The 22771-nt window shown below is 35.8% G+C and carries 18 protein-coding genes; 3 read left to right on the forward strand and 15 right to left on the reverse strand.

Going from position 1 to position 22771, the window contains the following annotated elements; all coding sequences use genetic code 11:
- Positions 1–181 precede the first annotated feature (181 nt).
- A complete protein-coding gene (locus ABJ955_RS11905) occupies positions 182–577 on the reverse strand; it encodes a TerB family tellurite resistance protein (protein ID WP_347374852.1) in 396 nt (131 codons plus the stop codon).
- Between the two features lie 60 nt (positions 578–637).
- Positions 638–1828, reverse strand: a complete 1191-nt coding sequence (gene sucC / locus ABJ955_RS11910) for an ADP-forming succinate--CoA ligase subunit beta (RefSeq protein ID WP_347374853.1) — start codon at positions 1826–1828, stop codon at positions 638–640.
- 197 nt (positions 1829–2025) lie between these two features.
- Here sucC and lysA point away from each other — a divergent pair, with 197 nt between their 5' ends.
- The 3 genes from lysA (at position 2026) to ABJ955_RS11925 (ending at position 7183) form a co-directional block, all read left to right on the forward strand.
- Positions 2026–3231 (forward strand): diaminopimelate decarboxylase, encoded by a 1206-nt coding sequence (gene lysA / locus ABJ955_RS11915; RefSeq protein ID WP_347374854.1) that lies wholly within the window; start codon positions 2026–2028, stop codon positions 3229–3231.
- 162 nt (positions 3232–3393) lie between these two features.
- Entirely contained in the window at positions 3394–3585 is a 192-nt protein-coding gene (locus ABJ955_RS11920) for a cold shock domain-containing protein (protein WP_026451656.1), read from the forward strand.
- Between the two features lie 157 nt (positions 3586–3742).
- Positions 3743–7183, forward strand: coding sequence for a M36 family metallopeptidase (locus ABJ955_RS11925; RefSeq protein WP_347374855.1), 3441 nt, complete (start codon positions 3743–3745; stop codon positions 7181–7183).
- A gap of 92 nt (positions 7184–7275) precedes the next feature.
- Here the strand turns inward: ABJ955_RS11925 and ABJ955_RS11930 are convergent, their stop codons facing one another.
- The 13 genes from ABJ955_RS11930 to bshC all read right to left on the reverse strand — a co-directional run bounded on the left by ABJ955_RS11930 (position 7276) and on the right by bshC (position 22736).
- Positions 7276–8217: a nitronate monooxygenase gene (locus tag ABJ955_RS11930; RefSeq protein ID WP_347374856.1), complete on the reverse strand. Its 942-nt coding sequence runs from the start codon at positions 8215–8217 to the stop codon at positions 7276–7278.
- On the reverse strand, positions 8217–9866 hold the full coding sequence (locus ABJ955_RS11935) for a S8 family peptidase (RefSeq protein ID WP_347374857.1): 1650 nt from the start codon (positions 9864–9866) through the stop codon (positions 8217–8219). The genes ABJ955_RS11930 and ABJ955_RS11935 overlap by 1 nt, the downstream gene beginning before the upstream one ends.
- A gap of 9 nt (positions 9867–9875) precedes the next feature.
- A complete protein-coding gene (gene mnmA, locus ABJ955_RS11940) occupies positions 9876–11078 on the reverse strand; it encodes a tRNA 2-thiouridine(34) synthase MnmA (protein ID WP_347374858.1) in 1203 nt (400 codons plus the stop codon).
- Positions 11079–11166: 88 nt separating this feature from the next.
- Positions 11167–11859 carry a hypothetical protein gene (locus ABJ955_RS11945; protein WP_347374859.1) on the reverse strand — a complete coding sequence of 231 codons (693 nt, stop codon included), beginning with the start codon at positions 11857–11859 and terminating at the stop codon, positions 11167–11169.
- 44 nt (positions 11860–11903) lie between these two features.
- Positions 11904–13790: a membrane protein insertase YidC gene (yidC, locus tag ABJ955_RS11950; protein WP_347374860.1), complete on the reverse strand. Its 1887-nt coding sequence runs from the start codon at positions 13788–13790 to the stop codon at positions 11904–11906.
- A gap of 131 nt (positions 13791–13921) precedes the next feature.
- On the reverse strand, positions 13922–15541 hold the full coding sequence (locus tag ABJ955_RS11955) for a CTP synthase (RefSeq protein ID WP_347374861.1): 1620 nt from the start codon (positions 15539–15541) through the stop codon (positions 13922–13924).
- 112 nt (positions 15542–15653) lie between these two features.
- The gene (locus tag ABJ955_RS11960; RefSeq protein ID WP_347374862.1) at positions 15654–16304 is read right to left on the reverse strand and encodes a fused MFS/spermidine synthase; all 651 of its coding nucleotides are present in this window, start codon (positions 16302–16304) and stop codon (positions 15654–15656) included.
- Between the two features lie 38 nt (positions 16305–16342).
- Positions 16343–16573, reverse strand: coding sequence for a DUF3820 family protein (locus ABJ955_RS11965; RefSeq protein WP_347374863.1), 231 nt, complete (start codon positions 16571–16573; stop codon positions 16343–16345).
- Complete coding sequence (locus tag ABJ955_RS11970) at positions 16557–17087, reverse strand: DUF922 domain-containing protein (protein WP_347374864.1); 531 nt, start codon at positions 17085–17087, stop codon at positions 16557–16559. The genes ABJ955_RS11965 and ABJ955_RS11970 overlap by 17 nt, the downstream gene beginning before the upstream one ends.
- A gap of 91 nt (positions 17088–17178) precedes the next feature.
- Positions 17179–17583, reverse strand: a complete 405-nt coding sequence (locus ABJ955_RS11975) for an OsmC family protein (RefSeq protein ID WP_347374865.1) — start codon at positions 17581–17583, stop codon at positions 17179–17181.
- Entirely contained in the window at positions 17580–19484 is a 1905-nt protein-coding gene (locus ABJ955_RS11980) for a LysM peptidoglycan-binding domain-containing protein (protein ID WP_347374866.1), read from the reverse strand. The genes ABJ955_RS11975 and ABJ955_RS11980 overlap by 4 nt, the downstream gene beginning before the upstream one ends.
- A 51-nt stretch (positions 19485–19535) precedes the next feature.
- On the reverse strand, positions 19536–21065 hold the full coding sequence (gene guaA / locus ABJ955_RS11985; protein ID WP_347374867.1) for a glutamine-hydrolyzing GMP synthase: 1530 nt from the start codon (positions 21063–21065) through the stop codon (positions 19536–19538).
- Between the two features lie 75 nt (positions 21066–21140).
- The gene (gene bshC / locus ABJ955_RS11990) at positions 21141–22736 is read right to left on the reverse strand and encodes a bacillithiol biosynthesis cysteine-adding enzyme BshC (protein WP_347374868.1); all 1596 of its coding nucleotides are present in this window, start codon (positions 22734–22736) and stop codon (positions 21141–21143) included.
- Positions 22737–22771 lie beyond the last annotated feature (35 nt).

Genomic DNA, 22771 nt, shown 5'->3' on the forward strand with positions numbered 1-22771 from the left:
TCAAAACAAGTCATTTTGTCTTGTTTTGTTGGGGTTTTTCACGACATTTTGTCGCTATCGAGTGGTTTGTGAATGTTTTTTTTGAAATTAAAAAGAAGAAGTTCTGTACAAGAATTTGGTGGAGGTAAAATACAATGAGTAAAATAAAATTCGAAAATTATTTTAAATTAGGGGGTTGCGATTAATTATAATAAACTTTAAAAATTTTTAAAAGCGCTTCGGCTGGAATAAGTTTATTTTCGCTCAATTCCATTTTCTTTATAATCTGATCCGCAACATTTGGACGAATGCCCATTTTAAGGCCAAAGTTTTTTAGTGCTATTATTTCTTTTTCGTGGGTTTCATTATCAACATTCATTACCAAAATTAATTTGTAAAAATGGGTGATGCGATCCACTTCGTTATAAAGAGGCTGTGAGGGTTCTGGGTTTTCAAAAAGCGCCAGTGTCTCTTCTTTAGAAATATTCATTCGCTTGGCTAGCTTTTTTATAAAGTTAACTTCGGAACTATTTATTTTTCCGTCGGCTAAAACCATATTTATTAAATCGCTAAGTAATTTTTTAGGATCTTTACTCATAAGTAGGGTACAAAAAAAGCCCTTGCTATTAGCGAAGGGCTTTTGTGAAGTTTAAAAATGTTATGCAAGTACTGCTTTAACCTTATCTGCAGCTTCTTGAAATTCAATTGCGCTTTGAACATCTAAGCCGCTATTGTCAATTAATGTTTTTGCGATATCCGCATTAGTTCCTTGTAAACGTACAATGATAGGCACATTGATAGTTCCCATGTTTTTATATGCATCAACAATTCCTTGTGCTACACGGTCACAGCGTACAATACCTCCAAATATGTTTACCAAAATAGCTTTAACACTTGGGTCTTTTAATATCAGTTTAAAAGCTGCTTCAACACGCTCAGCATCAGCAGTTCCACCAACGTCTAAGAAGTTTGCAGGCTCGCCTCCAGCTTGTTTAATAAGGTCCATGGTTGCCATTGCAAGCCCTGCACCATTTACCATGCAGCCAACGTTTCCATCTAGGTCTACATAATTAAGTCCTTTTTCTTTTGCTTCAACTTCTACTGGATTTTCTTCGCGTTTGTCGCGCATTTCCATATAATCTTTGTGACGGTATAGTGCGTTTTCGTCAAGACTTACTTTTGCATCAACTGCGATGATTTTATCATCGCTAGTTTTTAATACAGGGTTTATTTCAAATAAAGAAGAGTCAGATTCGTTGTATGCTTTATAAAGTGCTGTAACGAATTTAGTCATTTCTTTAAAAGCTTTTCCGCTTAAACCAAGGTTAAAAGCAATTCTTCTTGCTTGAAAACCTAAAAGGCCAACAGCTGGGTCAACTTCTTCAGTAAAAATTAAATGTGGTGTTTCTTCGGCAACAGTTTCGATGTCCATTCCACCTTCAGTAGAATACATAATCATGTTTCTGCCGGTAGAACGATTTAGAAGGACGCTCATATAGTATTCTTCAGGTTCGCTATCGCCAGGATAATAAACATCTTCGGCAACTAAAACTTGATGTACTTTTTTTCCTTCAGCTGAGGTTTGAGGAGTAATCAGGTTCATTCCGATTATATTTCCTGAAATTTCCTCAACTTCCTGTAGGTTTTTAGCAAGTTTTACACCACCACCTTTTCCACGGCCACCTGCGTGAACTTGTGCTTTTATTACGTGCCAGCCAGTTCCTGTAGTTTCAGTAAGTTTTTTTGCTGCTGCTACAGCTTCTTCTGGAGTAGTTGCAACGATTCCGCGTTGTATTTCAACGCCAAAACTGTTTAATATTTCTTTTCCCTGATATTCGTGTAAATTCATAGTAGCGGTTTTGTACTTGTTTATGGAATGCAAAAATAATAAATGTCATAGGAATGGACTAATGTTTTTTAAGCTTTGCTTCTTTGAATTTTTATTATTTCGCTAAAAAATAAAAATTAAGTAAATATTATTGAAGAGTTTCTGCTTACATCCCTATTTTTGCGACTTAATTTTTAAAAATCAAATAATTTAAATCAATGAAAAATCAAGACCTTTTGGCAATAGCCCAAGAATTTGGAAGCCCTGTATATGTTTATGACGCTGCAAAAATAGAGAAGCAGTATAAACGGTTAACAGGAGCTTTTGATAAGGTTGAAAAATTGAGAATAAATTATGCGGTTAAAGCACTTTCAAATATTTCAGTGCTAAAATTATTAATAAATATGGGTAGTGGTTTAGATACGGTATCCATTCAAGAGGTTATGTTAGGTATAGAAGCAGGTGCAAAACCTGAGAATATTATTTATACTCCTAACGGCATTTCTATGGAAGAAATAGAAAAAGCGGCTAAACTTGGTGTACAGATTAATATTGACAATTTATCTATTTTGGAGCAATTTGGAACAAAGCATCCAGAAACTCCTGTGTGTATTCGTATAAATCCCCACGTAATGGCGGGAGGGAATACTAATATTTCGGTAGGTCATATTGATAGTAAATTTGGTATTTCTATCCATCAGATGCCTTTGTTGAAGCGTATTGTGGAAAATACAGGAATGAATATTAATGGTATTCATATGCATACAGGGAGTGATATTTTAGATATTGATGTATTTTTATATGCTTCTGAAATACTTTTCAACGCAGCAGAAAATTTTGATAACCTTGAATTTATTGACTTCGGAAGCGGCTTTAAAGTGCCGTATAAAGAAGGAGATATAGAAACGAATGTTGAGGAGCTTGGTAAAAAACTAAGCAAGAGATTTAATGAGTTTAGTAAAAAATATGGTAAGAAACTTACATTAGCCTTTGAGCCAGGTAAGTTTTTAGTGAGTGAGGCTGGGCAGTTTTTAGTAAATGTAAATGTTATCAAGCAAACAACATCTACTGTATTTGCTCAGGTAGATAGTGGTTTTAATCACTTAATTCGCCCTATGCTATATGGTTCGCAGCATGAAATTACAAATGTTTCACGTCCTAAAGGACGGGATCGTTTTTATACGGTAACGGGCTATATCTGTGAAACAGATACCTTTGCTAACAACCGTAGAATTGCTGAAATTCATGAAGGAGACATTCTTTCTTTTCACAATGCAGGCGCATATTGCTTCACCATGGCAAGTAATTATAATTCTCGGTATCGTCCTGCTGAAGTACTTTGGTATAAAGGAAAAGCGCATCTAATTCGAAAAAGAGAAACCTTTGATGATATTCTTAAAAACCAAATTGCAATAGCCTTATAGAGCTAGTGAATGAGCTGGCTGTTGGTTTATAAAAGGTAATTTTGTTAAAATATTATTGAGATGGTAAAATTTTAAGTTTTTAAAATAAACAATATGAAAAAGGTTTATTGTCAATTTTAATACTATCTTTGCCACTTATTATAAATTTTTTAATTAAATACAATGAACAAAGGAACAGTAAAATTCTTCAACGACACCAAAGGTTTCGGTTTTATCACTGAAGAAGGAACAAACAAAGAACATTTTGTACACATTTCAGGCCTAATCGACGAAGTTCGTGAAGGTGACGAAGTAGAATTTGATCTTCAAGAAGGAAAAAAAGGATTGAACGCGGTTAACGTAAAAGTACTTTAATACACACAATTTTTTTATTAGAAAGCCTCCCAATCGGGAGGCTTTTTTTGTGAAAAATTGAAAAATAATCGCATAATTTTAAAAATTTATGATATTAATTAGCTGTTTTGTGATTTATTTATAATAATTTTATGAAAATAATCAAATCAACTGTAAAATGAAAATACCTAAACTATGCTTGATAGCGTTAAGTATGCTGTCAATTCAATTATCCGCACAAAACAAAAATCCCCAAAAAGAGAAGGAAGTTCAAAGAATTGCTGCTGAAAGGTCGTCAATTTCTTTAGAAGAACTTATTAGTCAGAAAGACAATACCTATGTAATTACTAACGAACATATTAGTAGTTTAAGTGGTATTCGTCACGTATATTTAAGACAGGCTATCAATAACCTAGAAGTATACGGTACTGAATCAAGTGTGCATTTAGACAAATCTGGTGCTGTTGTAATGGAACATAATAGGTTTCTAACAGATGTAAATGCAACTTTAAAGAGTAGCTCCCAAGGGGTTTCTGCCTCGCAAGCTATTACTTCAGTTGCTAGACAAATGGGCTATAAAATTTCAAACCTTCACGAAATTAATAAGATCGGTGGTGCTAATAAAGCTACCTTATTTAATAAAGCAGATATCTCTTTAGTAGATATTCCAGCTAAGTTAATGTATTATTATAGAGAAGGTGTTGGCACTCAATTGGTTTGGGAGCTTTCAATAGCAGAAACAACTAGTTCAGATTGGTGGAATTTCCGCGTTGATGCTGCTAGTGGACAAATAATCGATAAGGAGAACTGGACAGTTTCTTGTAATATAATGGATGATCATAATGAACATTTCCATGGTGAAACTACACCAGCAAGTTCAATAGTTATTGGTCCATTAAATGAAAATGAAGCACTTTATAATTATACTGAGGCTTCAAATACATCTGTTTTTGAAGCTACCCCAGCTTTAGTAGGTGGGTATAGAGTATATGCAATGCCCGTAGAATCTCCTAATCATGGTTCACGAACTTTGCAAAATGATCCTGATAATGCTATCGCGTCTCCATTTGGATGGCATGATACCAATGGAGTTGCTGGGCCAGAATATACCGTAACGACAGGTAATAATGTGGATGCCCATAAAGGTTCAGATCGTCCCGATGGCACAGCATCTTTAACTTTCGACTTTCCTATAGACTTAAACCAAAATCCGGCTTCAAATACAGCTCCATATATTGCAAATTTATTTTACTGGAATAATATTATTCATGATGTATTTTACTTATATGGATTTGACGAAGTAAGTGGTAATTTCCAAGAGAATAATTATGGCAATGGCGGTGCTGGATCAGATAGCGTAAATGCGAATGCACATGCTTCCGGAAATTGTAACGCTAATTTTGGTACTCCTGCCGATGGTTCAAACCCTACAATGAATATGTTTTTATGTAACAATTCATCCCCATCACATGATGGAGGTCTTGATGCAGGGGTAGTTGTTCATGAATATGGACATGGAATTTCAAATAGACTTACAGGAGGCCCTTCAAGTGTAGGATGTTTAAACAATCAAGAGCAGATGGGTGAAGGCTGGAGTGATATTTTTGGTTTATTGCTTACAATTGAACCAGGTGATACGGGAACAGATGCTAGAGGTGTCGGTACTTATTTATTAGGACAGCCTGTTACGGGTGTTGGTGTTAGAACACAGCGTTATAGTACAGACTTTGCTGTTAATAACCATACGTATGATGATATTAAATCTATGGTAGCACCGCACGGTGTTGGTGAAGTTTGGGCTACAATGGTTTGGGATATGGCGTGGGCTATTATTGCAACAGATGGCTTTGATCCTGATGTTTATAATGGTACAGGAGGAAATAATGTAGCTTTGGCGATTGTTACCGAAGGATTAAAACTTCAGCCTTGTAGTCCAGGTTTTGTAGATGGTCGTGATGCAATTTTAGCAGCAGATCAAGCCCTTTATGGTGGCGCACACGCTTGTGTAATATGGGAAGCTTTTGCAAGAAGAGGATTAGGGTATAGTGCAGATCAAGGCTCTTCAGGGAGTAAATCTGATGGAACAGAAGCCTTCGATTTGCCTCCAAGTTTTTCTAGCTTAGACACAATAGATGAAGTGTGTCTTGCAGATGGAGTTCAAACAGGTCTTTCTGGAGGTAATCCAGCTGGAGGTGTTTACAGTGGAGCAGGTGTAACCGATGATGGCAATGGAACAACATTTACATTCGACCCAAGTGTTGGAGGAGCAGGTTTAGTAACAGTAACGTATGTGGTGAATGACTTTTGTTCAGGAGCACCAACTACATTAACTGATGAGATTAACGTTACTAACGAAGCGCCTGAAATTATTTGTATGGGATCGGGCACAATTCCTATGACAGGTTCACAAGCGAGTAGTGCAGGAGCTCCAATTCCAGATAATAACACAACAGGTGTTACCGTAACAATGAATGTTACTGATGATGTTACAATAGTGGATTTAAATGTAAATTTAAATATAACACACTCATGGGTAGGTGATGTAACTGTAAAAATAAAATCACCTGCAGGAACAGAAGCAATTATTGTTGATAGACCAGGAAGAACAACATCTGGATATGGATGTTCTGGAGATAATATTTTAGCAACTTTAGATGATGAAGCGGCTAGTTCTGTTGAAAATGAATGTGCGAGTACCACTCCAACTATTAATGGAACTTTTATGCCGAATAACCCACTTTCTGTATTTGATGGGGAAAGTACTTTAGGAGTATGGGAGCTTACAGCTTCAGATGCTGTTGGTGGTGATACAGGTTCAATAAATAGCTGGGAGTTAAATTATGAATATGAAATAGTTGCTCCTATACTAGATGTTACACTTGATGGAAGTGGAAATGCAACAGTAAATGCAGAAGATTTATTGTTTAGTATTGCTGTAAAATGTGGGGACTATACTGTGTTAGGCGGTAGCCCATTGGCAACTACCGTTAGTTTTACGTGTGCTGATGTTGGTTTAAACAATGTATTAGTTCAGGCAACTAATGATAATGGTGTTGCATCAAATTGTACTGCAATAGTTAATGTAATTGAAACAGTTGATCCAGTAATTACCTGTCCAGCAGACATAACTGTTGGCGTGGGAACTGGAACTCAATATACACTTCCAGATTACTTTGCCACTGGGCAAGCAACAGTTACAGATAACTGTACAAACCCAGTAACTTTGACTACGCAAAGTCCTGCTGCTGGAACAATGCTAGGTTTAGGAACTCATACCATTACCTTAACCGCAGAAGATGAATCTGGAAACATGAGTTCTTGTTCTTTCGAGCTTACAGTAGATGATACCGCAAGTGTGAATGATAACAGTTTTAATAATGAAAGTATTAAAATGCATCCGAATCCAACTTCTGGAATCTTGATGATTTCAAACCCAAAAGAATTTGCATTAGATTATTTAAAAATATTCGATTTAAGAGGACGATTAGTTAAAGCGATTAACCTGAATGCAATGGGACTTGAAAAATCTATTGATGTTTCTGAGATTGCTCCATCTACTTATTTAATTATAATAGAAGGAAAAGATGGTCAGATAACCAAACGACTTATTAAGGAATAAGTTATATACCAGATTTTAAAAGAAAAACCCTTCCAAAATAATTGGAAGGGTTTTTTTTATTAGGTATATTTTTCTAAAACAAATGAAAAAACTTAAAGAGTTGCAGCTTCTTTTTTTGCAACTTTAAACTCTTCTACCATTTCTTTTAAAATCTGAGCAGCAGGTTTTATATCATTGATTAATCCTGCTATTTGCCCTATTTCTAACTCCCCTTCCTCAAGATCACCTTCAAACATTCCGCGTTTTGCTCGCGCACGGCCTAAATGTGATATTAATTCTTCTTTTGAAGGATTGGTGGTATAAAGTTGCATTACGCTTTCAAAAAATTTATTTTTCAGCATCCGTACGGGTGCCAATTCTTTTAAAGTTAAAAGAGTATCACCTTCTTTAGAGTCTACCACCATTTGTTTAAAATTTTGGTGGGACGAAGCTTCTTCTGAAGCAACAAAACGGCTTCCTACTTGTACGCCATCTGCCCCTAAAATCATGGCCGATAACATTCCACGTCCGTTGGCAATTCCGCCAGCTGCAATCAAAGGGATTTCGAGCTGTTGCTTTACCATAGGGATTAATGTAAAAGTTGTAGTTTCTTCACGGCCATTATGACCGCCAGCTTCAAAGCCTTCTGCAACGACAGCGTCAACTCCAGCTTCTTGTGCTTTTAAAGCAAACTTTACACTGCTCACCACATGAACAACAGTAACTCCGTTAGTCTTAAGTTTGGAAGTATATGTTTTTGGATTTCCAGCAGAGGTAAAGACAATTTTTACGTCTTCTTCAATAATGATATCTATTATTTTATCAATATCTGGATAAAGCATTGGTACATTAACACCAAAGGGATTGTTGGTTGCTTTTTTACACTTTTGAATATGTTCGCGAAGCACCTCTGGGTACATTGAACCCGCGCCCAAAAGCCCCAAGCCACCAGCATTTGAAACAGCACTGGCTAGTCGCCATCCGCTGTTCCAAATCATTCCAGCTTGTATTATTGGGTAGTGTATATTAAAAAGTTCGGTAATCCGGTTTTGCACTACTCTTTAATAATTTTGAAACTAGTTGTTTTGTTATCTGAAGTTATAGATGCAATGTACATTCCCGAAGAAAGACCAGAAACATCTATGCTATTTCTCAAAGTTGTAATATTCTCTTGCAGAATTCGTTCCCCTAATACATTATAAAGTGCAAACTCAGCTTTATCAGCAGATTTTGGGAAAGAAATATTTATTTGAGTTGTTACAGGGTTTGGGTAAAGAGCAAAAAGATTTTCCTGTAAATAATCTTCAGTGCTTAACTGCAATAAAGCACCTAAGGCTTCTCCAAAATCTGGAATACCATATCCTAGTTTATCTGTTGGGTTGGTGTATCTGCTAGCAGATTCGCGAATTGCTTGCATAACTACGTCATTCTTTAAATGTGGAACAGCTTGCCATAGGGATGCTACGGCTCCAGCCATAATTGGGGAACTAAACGAAGTTCCACTTGAAGTTGTTACATTTCCACTTTGATCAATAACAGCAGCGTTTGAACCTTGAGCAACAACGTCTGGTTTGATACGCCCATCCGTAGTTGGTCCATAGGAACTAAAATCAGAAGGTGTGCCAGTACTTGTTACCGAACCTATGGTAAAAGAACCAGGAGCATCTGCTGGAGTAGCTACATAACCAAAAGAACCAGGGCGACCATCATTACCAGCTGAGGTAACGTTAATCATTCCTTTGTCAAATGCATGATTTGCACCACGTGCTCCAATGGTAGTTTGACCATCTAAGTCTTCATATTCGTGATTATAAGCATTATTATCAAAATCTTGATACCCTAATGATGTATTTGTAACATATACACCTAAGCTATCAGCGCGTTCTAAAGCTTCAACCCAATAGGCTTCTTCAGCAGGCGATTCATTGCCACCATCTTCTGTTACAAACAGATAGTAAGAAGCATCTGGTGCGGTACCAACGAAAGCTCTGTTTGGATTCGAGTTTTCTATAAACCCAGCTGCATCACTAAAGGTATTAGCGCCATGGCTTCCAGTTCCGTTTGGACTTTCTACACGGTCTACAAAGTCATAATACCCAAGTAATCTTCCTTCATTTCTAAGTGTTTCGTATGCAGGATTTGTTAATACTCCTGGGTAGCCATTATCCATAAATGCAACAATGATGTCTCTACCAGTATAATCATTTTCATGAAGGTAGTCAGCATTTAGCATTTCGGTTTGGTTTCTAGCTGACCCATAATTATAAACAGGTCTAGCTTGTGTTTGGTTTTCAATTTCAAACTTATCTTTAATAAATTGTTTTCCTGAAGTTGGTCTGTTTAAACTTTTATCTGCATATTCTACATCTGTAACAAAAGTTAGATTTAGTAATTCATCAATGTTTGTTTTGGTTCCCTTTACATAAACCGCATTCATCCACTTTGATTTTGCAAGCACAGTAATCCCTGTTGCCGCTTCAACGGTAGCTTTATATGTTTCATTAAGTGGTACATCACGTTCGTCAATTACAATTCCTTGCGCCATTTTTCTATCGATGGCTGCTTGCGTCATGATACTTATTGGGTTAGCAATAGAGGTCGCTACATCTTCTTTGTCAGCAAAAAATACAAGTGCTTCTTCTGTTTGTGCAAAGCTGAGTGTTGAAATAAAAATAACAATTAGTAGGGATAATTTTTTCATCATATAAAGTTTTTAAGAGATCACACCACTTCCAAGTAATTCATCACCTTTGTACCAAGCAACAAACTGGCCTTCGGTAATTGCGGATTGCGGGTTTTCAAATATAATATAAAGTCCCGAAACTGAACAGTATAATGTTGCTTTTTCTAGTGCTTGTCTATATCTAATTCGCGCCATTACTTCCATTTTTTGGTCTTCGGCGATTTTTAGGTCTTCTCGGACCCAATGAATTTCCTCATTTTTTACAAAAAGACCACGCCTATAAAGGCCTGGATGGTTTTTACCTTGGCCTGTGTAAATAATGTTTTGGTTAACATCGGTGTCTATTACAAATAGAGGTTCTTTGGTTCCACCAACCGCCAAACCTTTGCGCTGACCTTTGGTAAAATAATGGGCTCCGTGGTGAATACCCACTTGCTTGCCATCTACTTCTGTGTACTTTCTTTTAGTAGCAAGGTATTTGAATTTTTCTTCTTCCGAAGTGAATTCAGTTTGGATTCTTTTGTATTCTGAAAAACTTGCAGGAACCTCAACAATAACACCATCTTTTGGAGCTAATTTTTGTTGAAGAAACTCAGGAAGTCTCACTTTTCCAATAAAACACAATCCTTGGGAATCGCGTTTTTCAGCAGTAACCAAATTTTGTTCTGAAGCTATTTTTCGAACTTCAGGCTTCAATAATTCGCCAATAGGGAAAAGTGTTTTTGAAAGTTGCTCTTGTGAAAGTTGGCAAAGAAAATACGATTGGTCTTTGTTTGGGTCTTTTCCAGCAAGTAAATGGTGGATTTTCTTTTCAGTACCATCTTTTTGAATAAGTGTGGTATCCGTACGACAATAATGTCCAGTTGCTACGAAATCTGCACCTAAGCCGAGCGCAATTTTCATAAATACATCAAATTTTATTTCGCGATTGCAAAGAACATCTGGGTTCGGAGTTCGTCCCATTTGATATTCACGAAACATATAGTCAACAATACGTTCTTTATATTCGTTGCTTAAATCGACTGTTTGAAATGGTATTCCAAGTTTTTCAGCCACAATCATTGCATCATTGCTGTCTTCCAGCCAAGGGCATTCATCAGATATTGTAACCGAATCATCATGCCAATTTTTCATAAATAAGCCGATAACATCGTAGCCTTGCTCTTTTAAAAGATAGGCTGCAACGCTAGAGTCTACACCTCCGCTTAATCCTACGACAACTCGTTTTTTCATGAAATAATTATGTAATACAAAGATAAAAAAAAGACTTTCTAAAGGGTGTTGTCGAAAGCTTTTACACTACCTTACTATTTAAAATAGATTAGTTTTTGTTTGGCTTTGGAAAGGTTTCTTCGAGTATTACTTTGCCATTTTTATAGTACTTCCAAAGTCCGTGTTTTTTGTCGTCTTTATAAAACCCTTCAATAATAACATTGCCATAAGCATCGTAATAAAAGGCAGAACCCTGAAGTTGGTCTTGCTTATAAAATAATTTTTTTAAAACAATACCTTCAGGTGAATAGTAGATGTTTTCACCTTCTTTTAGACCGTTTTTATAAAGTGTTTCTTCTGTAATTTTTCCGTCAGGATAGTAGGTAGTTGCTTTCCCTTCAAGCTTTCCGTTGCTGTAATTTTCTAGGGTCATTACATTTTTAGAATCTTTATGGTAGTATACCCAGGCTCCAATTCGATCTTTGTCCTTCATTTTGCCTTCACTAACAAGTTTTCCCTTATTTGTGAAGTATTTTACGTCTGCAATAGCATCTTTACCATTATATTTTTTGGTAACTATAGGGGTTTCTTTACAAGTTTCACAATAAAATTTAAATTCCCCAATTTCTTTTCCATGATCAAATGTACCCTCATAGCGAAGTTGATCGGTGCCTTCATAGGTTTTTTTCCAAACACCATGACGGTTGCCATCAGCATCCAGTTGGTTTATTTCAGTTTGAGAAAAAACATTACCAAAGCAGAATATTATTCCGAAGAAAAAAAATATAGCCGTTTTTTTCATTGCATTATTTTATTTGCTTAAAAGTAAACGCTAAAATTTAGAATCTATTTTTTACCTGCTTTTTTTTGCTGTTCTGCTTGTTCCATCATTTCAGCCATTTTTCGTTGAAACTTGTTTTGTTTCTTAGGTTGCGCTTTTTTAACCTGAATCTTTGCGTGAATTTTGTCTTCATCTATGATGAAGTTTTTAATTACTAGCATAATTCCGATAGTAATTAAGTTTGATACAAAATAGTACAATGAAAGTCCACTCGCGTAGTTGTTGAAGAATACCAACATAAACAAGGGAGAAAGGTACATTATAAACTTCATGTTTGGCATTCCTGGTTGTTGCTGTTGCTGCATGGTTTGTGCAGTCGTCATCATCATATAAATGAAGATGGCGATAGATGCTAAAATTGGGAATAAACTAACGTGGTCACCATAAAATGGAATGTGGAAAGGTAGTTCAGCTATAGTGTCATAACTTGAAAGATCTTCTGCCCATAAAAAGCTTTTCTGACGTAAATCGAAAGCTGAAGGGAAAAATGTAAAGAGCGCATAAAAGACTGGAATTTGCAAAATTGCGGGTAAACACCCTTTTAGCGGACTGGCACCAGCAGAGTTCTGCAGTTTCATTGTTTCCTGCTGAATCTTTAATTTATTGTCTTTGTACTTCTCTTTTATTTCATCCATTTCAGGCTTTAAAACCTTCATTTTGGCTTGTGCCAAATACTGTTTGTATTGAACTGGTGAAAGCAATAACTTGATTAAAATTGTTAAAACAATAATAGCTATTCCAGCGGGTAAAAAATCACTTAATAAAGCGAATAAAGGAATAATAATATATTTATTTATCAGGCCAAAAATTCCCCAACCTAATGGCATTGCTTCATCCAGGTTACGATCGTATTTTTTAAATATTTGATAATCTGAAGGCCCATAATACATATTCATGGTATAGGCAATTGCCCCCCCCTTTGGCTCTAAAAGCATTTTTGCGCCGTATTGTTTGGTGAAGGTTGTGTCTATTTCTTCATCCTTAACTAAGTCTACAGAAGTAAGTTTTACTTCTTTGAAGGGAGTGTCAGTAAGTAGCATAGAGCTGAAGAAATGCTGACGGAAGTTCATCCAAGTAACGTCTTTTTCTAATTCTTCATCTTCGCTGGTAGGAGAAAGTTTAGAGTGTTTTTCACCATCATACTCATAGGTTAGACGCGAATATCGGTTTTCATATGAAATACTTTTTGCGTGGCGGTACCCCTTAAGATTCCAATCTAAATATATTGGTTGGGTAGTGTTTAAAATACCATCTAGCCCCTGACTAGTAATACTAAAGTCCATCATATATTCCCCTGGATGCAATGAATAACGATATTCAATAAAGCCACTTTCTGAAGTTTTAAGTTTCATGGAAAGCACTTGCTCTTCACCATTTCTACTTAAAGTAGGTTCAAAAAATAGGTCCTGTGAGTTTAAATTTCTGTTTTCAGCAGAAAATTCAAGATTTAATGAAGCGTTTCCGTCCTTAATTAAATAAACAGGAACGGAATCATATTTAGTGAAATTCTTTAAAAGCGCTTCGGTTATATAACCACCTTTATTGCTTATTGTAAGTTTAAGAACATCGTTTTCCAAAACGGTTGTTACATCGTTTGCAGAAGGAAGTGTTCCAGAATATGCAAAAGAACCTAGTTTGTTTTTTAACTGTTCTAAAGCTAATGAATCACCTGGTTTTACAGCGTCTAACGTATCAGATGTTGCTTGAGCTAAGCTTATATCTTGCTTGCTTTTTTCGTTCGCAGCCTTTTCTTGTGCGGCAGCTTCCGTTTTTGCTTTTTCTGCTTGAAGTTCTTCTTCGCTAGGCTTGTTTAGGTAAAGCATCCATATTAGGATTCCACCAATTAATAAAAAACCTATAAGCGAGTTTAAATCGAATTTCTTTTGTTCCATATTCAGCCGCAGACTTGTTCCACGATCGTTTTAATGATTTTCGAAAATATTTTTCGAAATGATTAGTTTGTAATTTATTTCATCTTCCCAAAGCAACAATAAAGCCTAGTTTGAGATTCCGCCAAATTGTCTTATTTTCTATTTTGTGCATGTTCGTGCACTGCTTTTACAAAAGCCACAAAAAGTGGATGCGGATTGGCAACGGTACTTTTGTATTCTGGGTGATATTGTACCCCTACAAACCACGGATGGTTTGGTATTTCTACTATTTCAACCAAGCCAGTATCAGGGTTTGTTCCTGTAGCTATTAAGCCAGCAGCTTCAAACTGATTACGGTATTTATTATTGAATTCATACCTGTGGCGGTGGCGTTCTTCAATGGTTTTGGACTTGTATAAGTTGCTGACAATACTGTCTTTTTTCAAATCACATTTCCAAGCACCTAATCGCATAGTGCCTCCCATATCGGTAATGTTTTTCTGATCTTCCATAATGCTAATTACGGGGTTTTTGGACTCAGGGTTCATTTCTGTGCTGTTTGCGTCTTTTAAGTTCAGCACATTTCTAGCAAATTCTATAACTGCCATTTGCATTCCCAAACAGATACCTAAAAATGGTAAATTGTTTTCACGCGCATATTTTACGGCAGCAACTTTTCCTTCAACCCCACGCTCCCCAAAGCCTGGAGCTACCAAAATTCCATCTAGTTTGGAAAGTTTTTTGCCAATAGTTTTAGCGTTTATGTGTTCAGAATGAATGTATTCTACCTTTACTTTTACTTCGTTTTCAGCGCCAGCGTGAATAAAAGCTTCTAATATGGATTTGTAGCTATCCTGCAATTCTACGTATTTTCCAATCAGGCCAATATGAACTTCCGCTTTAGGATTTTTATGTCTTTCTAGAAAATCATTCCACTTTTTTAAATCTGGCTTCTTAGAATTTTTAAGATTTAATTTTTGTAGTGTTACGGTGTCCAAACCTTCTTCAAGCATCATGTTTGGTACGTCATAAATGGTGGAAGCATCAATAGATTGTATAACGGCCTCTTCTTTTACATTGCAAAAAAGTGCTAGTTTTCTACGTAAATCACCAGAAAGCTCGTGTTCTGTTCTACAAACTAAAATGTCTGCGCGAATTCCGCTTTCCATCAAAGTTTTTACGGAGTGTTGTGTAGGTTTTGTTTTTAATTCGCCAGCGGCAGAAAGATAGGGTACAAGTGTTAAGTGAATAACCAATGCGTTGTCATCGCCCATTTCCCACTTCATTTGGCGAACGGCTTCAATGTATGGCAATGATTCTATATCGCCCACAGTTCCACCAATTTCGGTGATAACGATGTCATATTCACCTGTATTTCCAAGCAGTTGTACGCGTTCTTTAATTTCGTTAGTAATGTGCGGAATAACCTGTACTGTTTTTCCTAAAAACTCACCACGACGCTCTTTTTCAATTACACTTTGGTAAATTCTACCTGTAGTTACATTATTTGCTTGAGAAGTATTTACGTTCAAAAAACGTTCGTAATGACCTAAATCAAGATCGGTTTCTGCACCATCATCGGTTACATAACATTCGCCGTGCTCGTAAGGATTCAATGTTCCTGGATCCACGTTAATGTATGGGTCTAATTTTTGAATGGTAACGCGATATCCTCTGGCTTGCAGTAGTTTTGCAAGCGATGCTGCGATAATTCCTTTACCTAAAGATGATGAAACTCCGCCCGTAACGAAGATGTATTTTGTAGTGTTCATGAATGCCTTTACTGAAATGTCTATACGGGATGCAAAGGTACATTTTTATTGTGGAAAGCAGGAAAAGATAATGGTTAATTGTTGCGGTTTAACTTATATGTTTAAAAAAACTTTAAGCAGAAAGTTTTTGCGCTATAATTAGCGTATTTGTACCATTCACTTTTTCCTCAATATGGAATTTAAAATTACTTCCAAAATTTGTAAGAATTTTTTCAGTGTTTTTTGATTTTTTTTCGAGATTAACACCAACATTAAAAATTATAAATCCATTTTTTTCAAGTAATTGTGAAGTATTTCTACAGAATTCTTTTTCATAAAAAATAGGAGGCACCTTGATGTCAATAAAAAGGTCGATAATTATAAGTTGAAATTTTTCTGTGGAAGTTTTCACGTATTGAAACGCATCTCCTTCTATAATTTGAAGATTTTCGGAAGGGCTAATTTCAAATTCCTCCATAGCCAGTTTTATAATTTCTGGATCAATTTCAATAGCAACTATGTTTTTTTTGTACTCAAATGTCTCCCGAAGTGATTTAATAATACTGCCACCACCCATTCCTAAAACCAATGCATTTTTTGTATTTTTTAAAGTTACTCTTGCGAGTCCGATTTCTAGGATTTTTTGAAGAGATCCGTAGGAGTAGTTAGCATTTTCGGTATCTAAAACCTTTTTTCCATTGCTATATGTAACTTCCAAAGTACCATTAATTTTAGATGAAAAACGTCGGGTAGTGGGCCAAATATAACTTAAAATTTTTTTCAATCTAGTTCTCTTTTTCTGTTCACTATGCTGCGATAGAGTTACTTTTTTATTAACTTTTTCAGTAAGCCTTCAAGTCCATTTAATTTTAACTCATACATTTCATGCATCATTCTACCTAGTTTCCCTTCGGGGAACCCTTTTTGCTTAAACCATACAAAATAGTATTCAGGAATATTTGCTAAATAATAGCCTTCATATTTTCCAAAAGGCATCTTGTAGTTTGCCAGTTCAATTAAGTGGTTTGGGTCTGGGTTAGTTCCAAGATTCATAATCGGCAAGTTGCTTGGCTATGTATTTTTCCCATTCAATTTCTTTTTCTTCGTTGCGAGAATGGTCGGTTTCGGCATCAAATTTAGTTTGCATTGCCCGTCTTTTTTGCTCAATAGCATTATAAATACGTTCAATTTCGGACTTTATTTTTTTTGAAAACTTTTTTCCTTCAAGGTTTTTACGAAGCATACGTGCATGAAGTTCAGAGATATCAAAATGTGCTTGTTCGTGTCCTAATATATAAGGAGTAACTTTTTCAGGAATGTACCAAGAGCCATCAGGTTTAAAAAAGCTCTCAACAGAATAAGTAACTTTTATTTCACCGTTTTTGATAGTATAGGAGTACTGAAAGCTAATTCCTGTATTGGTGCTTGCAACAAAAGCTGCGCTTCGTACTGGTTTTCCTTGAAAATCTTCCCAAGTAAGTTTTTGGTTTTCTTTCCAAATAATTTTTTCAGAATCGTTTTCAGAAGCTGAAATGAAAATTAATATAAGGCAAAATAATAATTTCATAGCTGTTGAAAATCAAAATAATATCTAAGTTTTCAAGCTAAAATAATAAAAATACTTAGTTGGTCTAGCCAATAAAAAGTAATTTGTGTTTTTAGCCCCAATTAAAAACGACATCCTTTTCAATGGCTGGATTCAGACTATAATGCACAGGGCAGGTTTTTGCAGTATTTTCAAGTATTTTTCTCGCTTTAGAGTCTATTCCTGCGGGAAAATTAAAAACAACCTCAATTTTTGAGATTCTTCGTGGTTCTGAAGCCATTGTTTTTGTAACCATAGCCGTGGTGCCATCCATGTTTACTTGCATGTTCTGTGCTTTTATGCCCATAACGGTAAGCATACAATTAGCAAGACCTGTGGCTACAGTATCGGTTGGTGAAAAAGCTTCCCCCTTGCCATTATTATCTGTTGGTGCATCGGTGATAAACTTATTTCCAGATTTTAGGTGTTCGTTTTCTGTGCGAAGCTTTCCTAAATATGTGATTTTTGCTGTGCTCATTCTACTACTTCAAATTTAAGGTCGTTATTGTATTTTAGAATATAAGCTGCTTCGTTCGTGTAGCCTTCGGAATTTGTTTTTTGATAACGGAATTTATTTTCAATATAAACCGTTTCATTTTCCGGCATTACGGCATCGTAAATATCTTTTTCTGAAGCCAAACGTAAAAGTACATCATAGGTTACATCAAAACCGCGAATGGCATATCTGTTTGGGAGAACGCCATATTTATTTTTGTAACTAATTAAAAATGGGCTGCGATCATCTTCAGTAATATTTCTATTTACCGATGGAAATGTGAAATTTAACTTGGACAAACGGCTGCTTGAAACTTCATGCCATTCATAGGCCTCATTTCTATCTAAAGTAAATAAGCGGATTTTATAATTAGCAGGCATGGCCGCAAGAACATTTACCGCACTACTTACTAACACAGGATTTGTAGACTCTAAAACCACCCAATTTTCCATTGTTTCTGATGCTATAGCAGTAATGCCATTGGCTTGTATATAACCACCTTCCCGCGGGGTAATAGTTTTGGCTGAAGGAATAGCGGTTTGAAGCATTGCGCGTTGTTTCTGGCTTTTTGAATCTGAAATAATAATAAAGTTTTTGCCAGAAGCATGCTCTTTTAAATAGCGAATCATTGTTTTTTGAAGGACAGCATCTGTAGGAAGTGTTTGAAAAAGATTATCATTCATAGCCATTTCCCGATTGCTTAAAGGCGAAAAAACAGGAATCTGATCTCGTTTTAATAATGCGGAAGCTTTTTCAACGTTTTTTTGAAGCAATGGTCCAATAACAGCATCCACATTTTTAAAATCATTCCCCGAAATAATCGAAGCTACTTTGCTTTCGCTTTTTTCGGTATCATATACATTCATAGTAACCGAAATTCCTTTGTCTTTTGCAAATTCTGCGGCCATGAGTGCGCCACTATAAAAATCTAAAGACATACGTAAGGTTGGATCTTTTTTTAATAAATCCTGGTCGTTACTGGTAGAATCTGTTGCACTGCGCACCAACCTAAAAGGAAGCATTATAGCGATGGTTTTCATCTTTTTGTTGTCTATTCTATTTTCTAGATCAACGACTGAAATACCTTCTTGTGAAATTAAAACGTCATCTTTTGGTAACTTTAAAATCATCCCAACTTTCAAACCCTCTTTGGCATATGGATTCAAGGCTATTATTTCTTCTTCAGAAAGACCAAATTTTGTCTTCAATCTATAAAACCCTTCTTTAGGTTTCACTTCGTAATATTGAAAATTTTCATCGTCAATTTCCGCGTTTTCAATTATTGTTTTGTCAGGAACAACAAGAGATGCGCCAATTGCAAGGCTTTCGCCCATAGCTGGATTTAAGGTTTCCAATTCAGCTATTGAAATTCCAAATTTTCGGGCAATACCATATTTGGTTTCTTTTGCTTGTACTGTGTATTTTTGAGTGCCAGGTGGTGAGTTGCCTATTTCAGTAGAAGGAGTACTTCCAGTTGTTGCGGACGTATTTGGAATTAATAAACGCTCCCCCTTTTTTGGATCGCGAGAATACAAGTCTTTATTTAGCTTTTTAATAGCATCGATACTAACCTTGTATTTTTGTGCAATTCCGTATAAGGTCTCCTTTCTTCTTACTTTATGCTCGCGGAAATTATTATTATTTGTGCCAGAACTTATTAAATTAGTTGAAGGAATTATAAGAACACTATTTACTTTCAGTCCATTTTTTGCATCTGGATTGAGATTGTATATTGTTTCTTCAGAAATATTATATTCTTTAGCAATACTATAAACCGTTTCGCCTTTTTGAACAGCGTGACTTTTATATTGTTGCTGTGCCACAGAGCCACAGCTAATAGTGAAGAGCAGGATCACAGTAACGTAGCTGAAATACTTCAACATAGCGATAATCGATTTTTTAGATTTGTTAAACATGGTCTCAATTTCAGTTAATTATTCCCACTCAATAGTTGCGGGTGGCTTTGAGCTGATATCATAGACTACCCTATTAACGCCTTTAACGCGGTTTATTATATGATTGCTTACTTCTTGTAAAAATTCATAAGGAAGATTTACCCAGTCTGCGGTCATACCATCGGTTGATTCTACGGCTCTTAAAGCAACTACTTTTTCGTAGGTTCTTTCATCGCCCATTACCCCAACACTGTTTACGGGGAGTAAAATTGCGCCTGCTTGCCATACTTTATCGTAAAGATCCCATTTTTTAAGACCGTTTATAAAGATAGCGTCAACTTCTTGTAAGATACGAACTTTTTCAGCTGTAATATCGCCCAAAATCCGAATCGCCAAGCCTGGTCCTGGAAATGGATGTCTGCCCAATAACTCCTTATCAATGCCCATTTCTTTTCCTACACGGCGTACTTCATCTTTAAAAAGCATGCGTAGTGGCTCTACAATTTTAAGCTTCATAAAGTCTGGTAGTCCACCTACATTATGGTGACTTTTTATAGTAACGGAAGGCCCGTTTACCGAAACACTTTCAATAACATCCGGGTATATTGTGCCTTGTCCGAGCCAATCTACACCTGTTAATTGATGGGCTTCATCATCAAATACTTCAATAAAAGCATTCCCGATTGCTTTACGTTTTCTTTCAGGATCATTTTCACCTTTTAGCGCTTTCAAAAAACGTTCCGAAGCATCAACGCCTTTTACGTTTAACCCCATGTCTTTATATTGGTGAAGTACACTCTCAAATTCATCTTTTCTTAGCAAACCATTATTTACAAAGATGCAATATAAATTAGCTCCAATCGCTTTGTTTAATAGAATTGCAGCCACCGTAGAATCTACGCCACCACTTAAGCCAAGTACAACTTTTCCATCGCCAATTTGCTCTTTTAAAGTTGCAACAGTTGTATCTACAAAAGCAGCTGGAGTCCAAGATTGCTCTACGCCAGCAATGTTTACTAGAAAATTCTCTAACAACTGTTTTCCATGTGTTGTATGATAAACTTCTGGGTGAAATTGAATTGCGTAGGTTTCTTCGCCTTCAACTCTATAGGCAGCATTTAAAACATCTACGGTACTTGCCAAACGAACGCCATTGGTTGGGAGTTCTGCAATGGTATCACTGTGGCTCATCCATACGTTTGTGTTTTCTGGAATATCCTTAAAGAAGTCTTCCCCAGATTTTATCATGGAAAGTTTTGCCCGACCGTACTCACGTATGTTTGAAGGGGCTACACTTCCACCACTGAAATGTGCTAAATACTGCGCGCCATAACACACTGCTAACAGTGGTTTGTGGCCACGAATTTGTGACAAATCAGGGTGTGGAGCATCTTCAGCGCGAACGGAAAATGGACTGCCCGAAAGTATTACGGCCTTAAAAGGCTCAAGGTTTTCTGGTATGTTATGATACGGATGAATTTCGCAGTAAATGTTCAGTTCCCGAACGCGTCTAGCGATCAATTGGGTGTACTGCGAACCAAAATCTAAAATAAGGACGTTGTTTTGCATAGGCAAAAATACTTTAAAAAGTTAAGTTGGGTAAAAGGATATGTGGAATTTTTTTAAGTGTTTTCAACAGAAATTTTATAATTCTAAAACTGTGAATTTTAAGTCTAACGGATCCAAGTTTTCTTTCAATATATTCATTAAATCTTCACCATACTCTAAGTAAAATTCTGAAAAATTAAGCTTGCGTTCCTGCAGACTTTGATTTGGAAAAAGTTCGTTTTGAATAGTTTTTAAACGATCAAGTTCGTTAGAAAGATTTCTTTTTTGTGCTTTAAGTAAACGTTTTTCAAGAGTGTCTAACCCATTTAATTGCTTTTTTTCTTGAGCGCCCACCGCACCTATAAATGAAACATCTGTTTGTTTTGCGATGTTGTATAAATCTTTAAATTGTTTTTGTAAAAATTCTTTTTGACGCGAAAAATCTATTTCAATTGTAGAAATTTCTCGTGTGTGTTTAGTCATTAATTTATGCTGCTGAAGAAATAAACTTTCTATTGAAACATTTAACTTTTTAAGTTTTCCTGAAAGTATTTTAGGAACTAAAAGCACCGAATTACGTAATAATAAAATAGGAAAAGGAACATCGACTTTATTGAAATAATCTTTTAGTTGAAACCAATACGCTAGCTCGCCCCCACCGCCTATATAGCAGAGATTTGGTAAAATTACCTCTTGGTATAACGGTCGAAGCAAAGCATTTGGTGAAAATCGCTGTGGGTTTTCATGCAGTTCTTTTAAAATTTCCTCTTTTGAAAAAGCGAGTGCGGTTTCATTTATATAAAAACGACCTTCTTGCTCAATAATGCGTTCGCGTAGGTTTTCTTTTAAATAAAAAAGATTTATTTCTCGGGGATGTACTTGTTCCGAAAAGCCTAAATCGGTAAGTTTTTTAGTAGTTTCTGTAACTTTTTTGAAGCTAAGATTTTCTGTTAATTCCTTTTCAGCATAAGGAATAAAACACTTTTTAAGAGCTGGATCGTTACCGTCAACAATTACTAAACCGTGATTTTGAAAGAGTGTGTTTGCCAAATACCGTGTGGCATCTGCAAGATTTTTATGTTTTGTATAAGCTTTAGAAAAATATGAAATTAGTTTTTTTGCATTTTCACTTTCACCAAATTCTTTTCTCAATTGTTTTTCTACTTCTCGCAAACCTTCGGTGGTAATTTCACCTACGGCCCCTGATACGTTTTTTCCCCAACTTACTTTTTTCCCAAAGAGATTAAAGTAATTTATTTCTTCAAAATCGTGATCTTCCGTTGCCATCCAATAAACAGGGACAAAATGGTTTGTTTTGTATTCCGAGTTTAATTTCTCACTGAGATTTATGGTTGAATATATTTTATATAAAAAATACAAAGGGCCTGTAAAAAGATTAAGCTGATGCCCAGTAGTGATGGTAAAAGTTGTTTTTTCTTTTAAAAGATCAATATTACTTAGGGTGGCTTGCGAGAGTGGATTGTCTCCATACTGAAACAGAATGCGTTTTGCTAATAAATGCCGTTTATCATCCGTAACGTTTTTCTGTTTTTCTTGAAGTTGATGTTTAAAGTTTTCCAAGTTTGGAAAACGATTGTAAAATGGTTTTAGAAGTTCCTTCTCAGCAAGATAATCGCAAATAAGTTTTGAGAAATACCCTGTTTTAATATATTGAAGCGAATGATTTGGCATAGGTTTTTAGAAAATTGAAACAAAAATAACCGTTT

Source organism: Aequorivita sp. Q41, assembly GCF_039831855.1.
Lineage (GTDB): Bacteria > Bacteroidota > Bacteroidia > Flavobacteriales > Flavobacteriaceae > Aequorivita.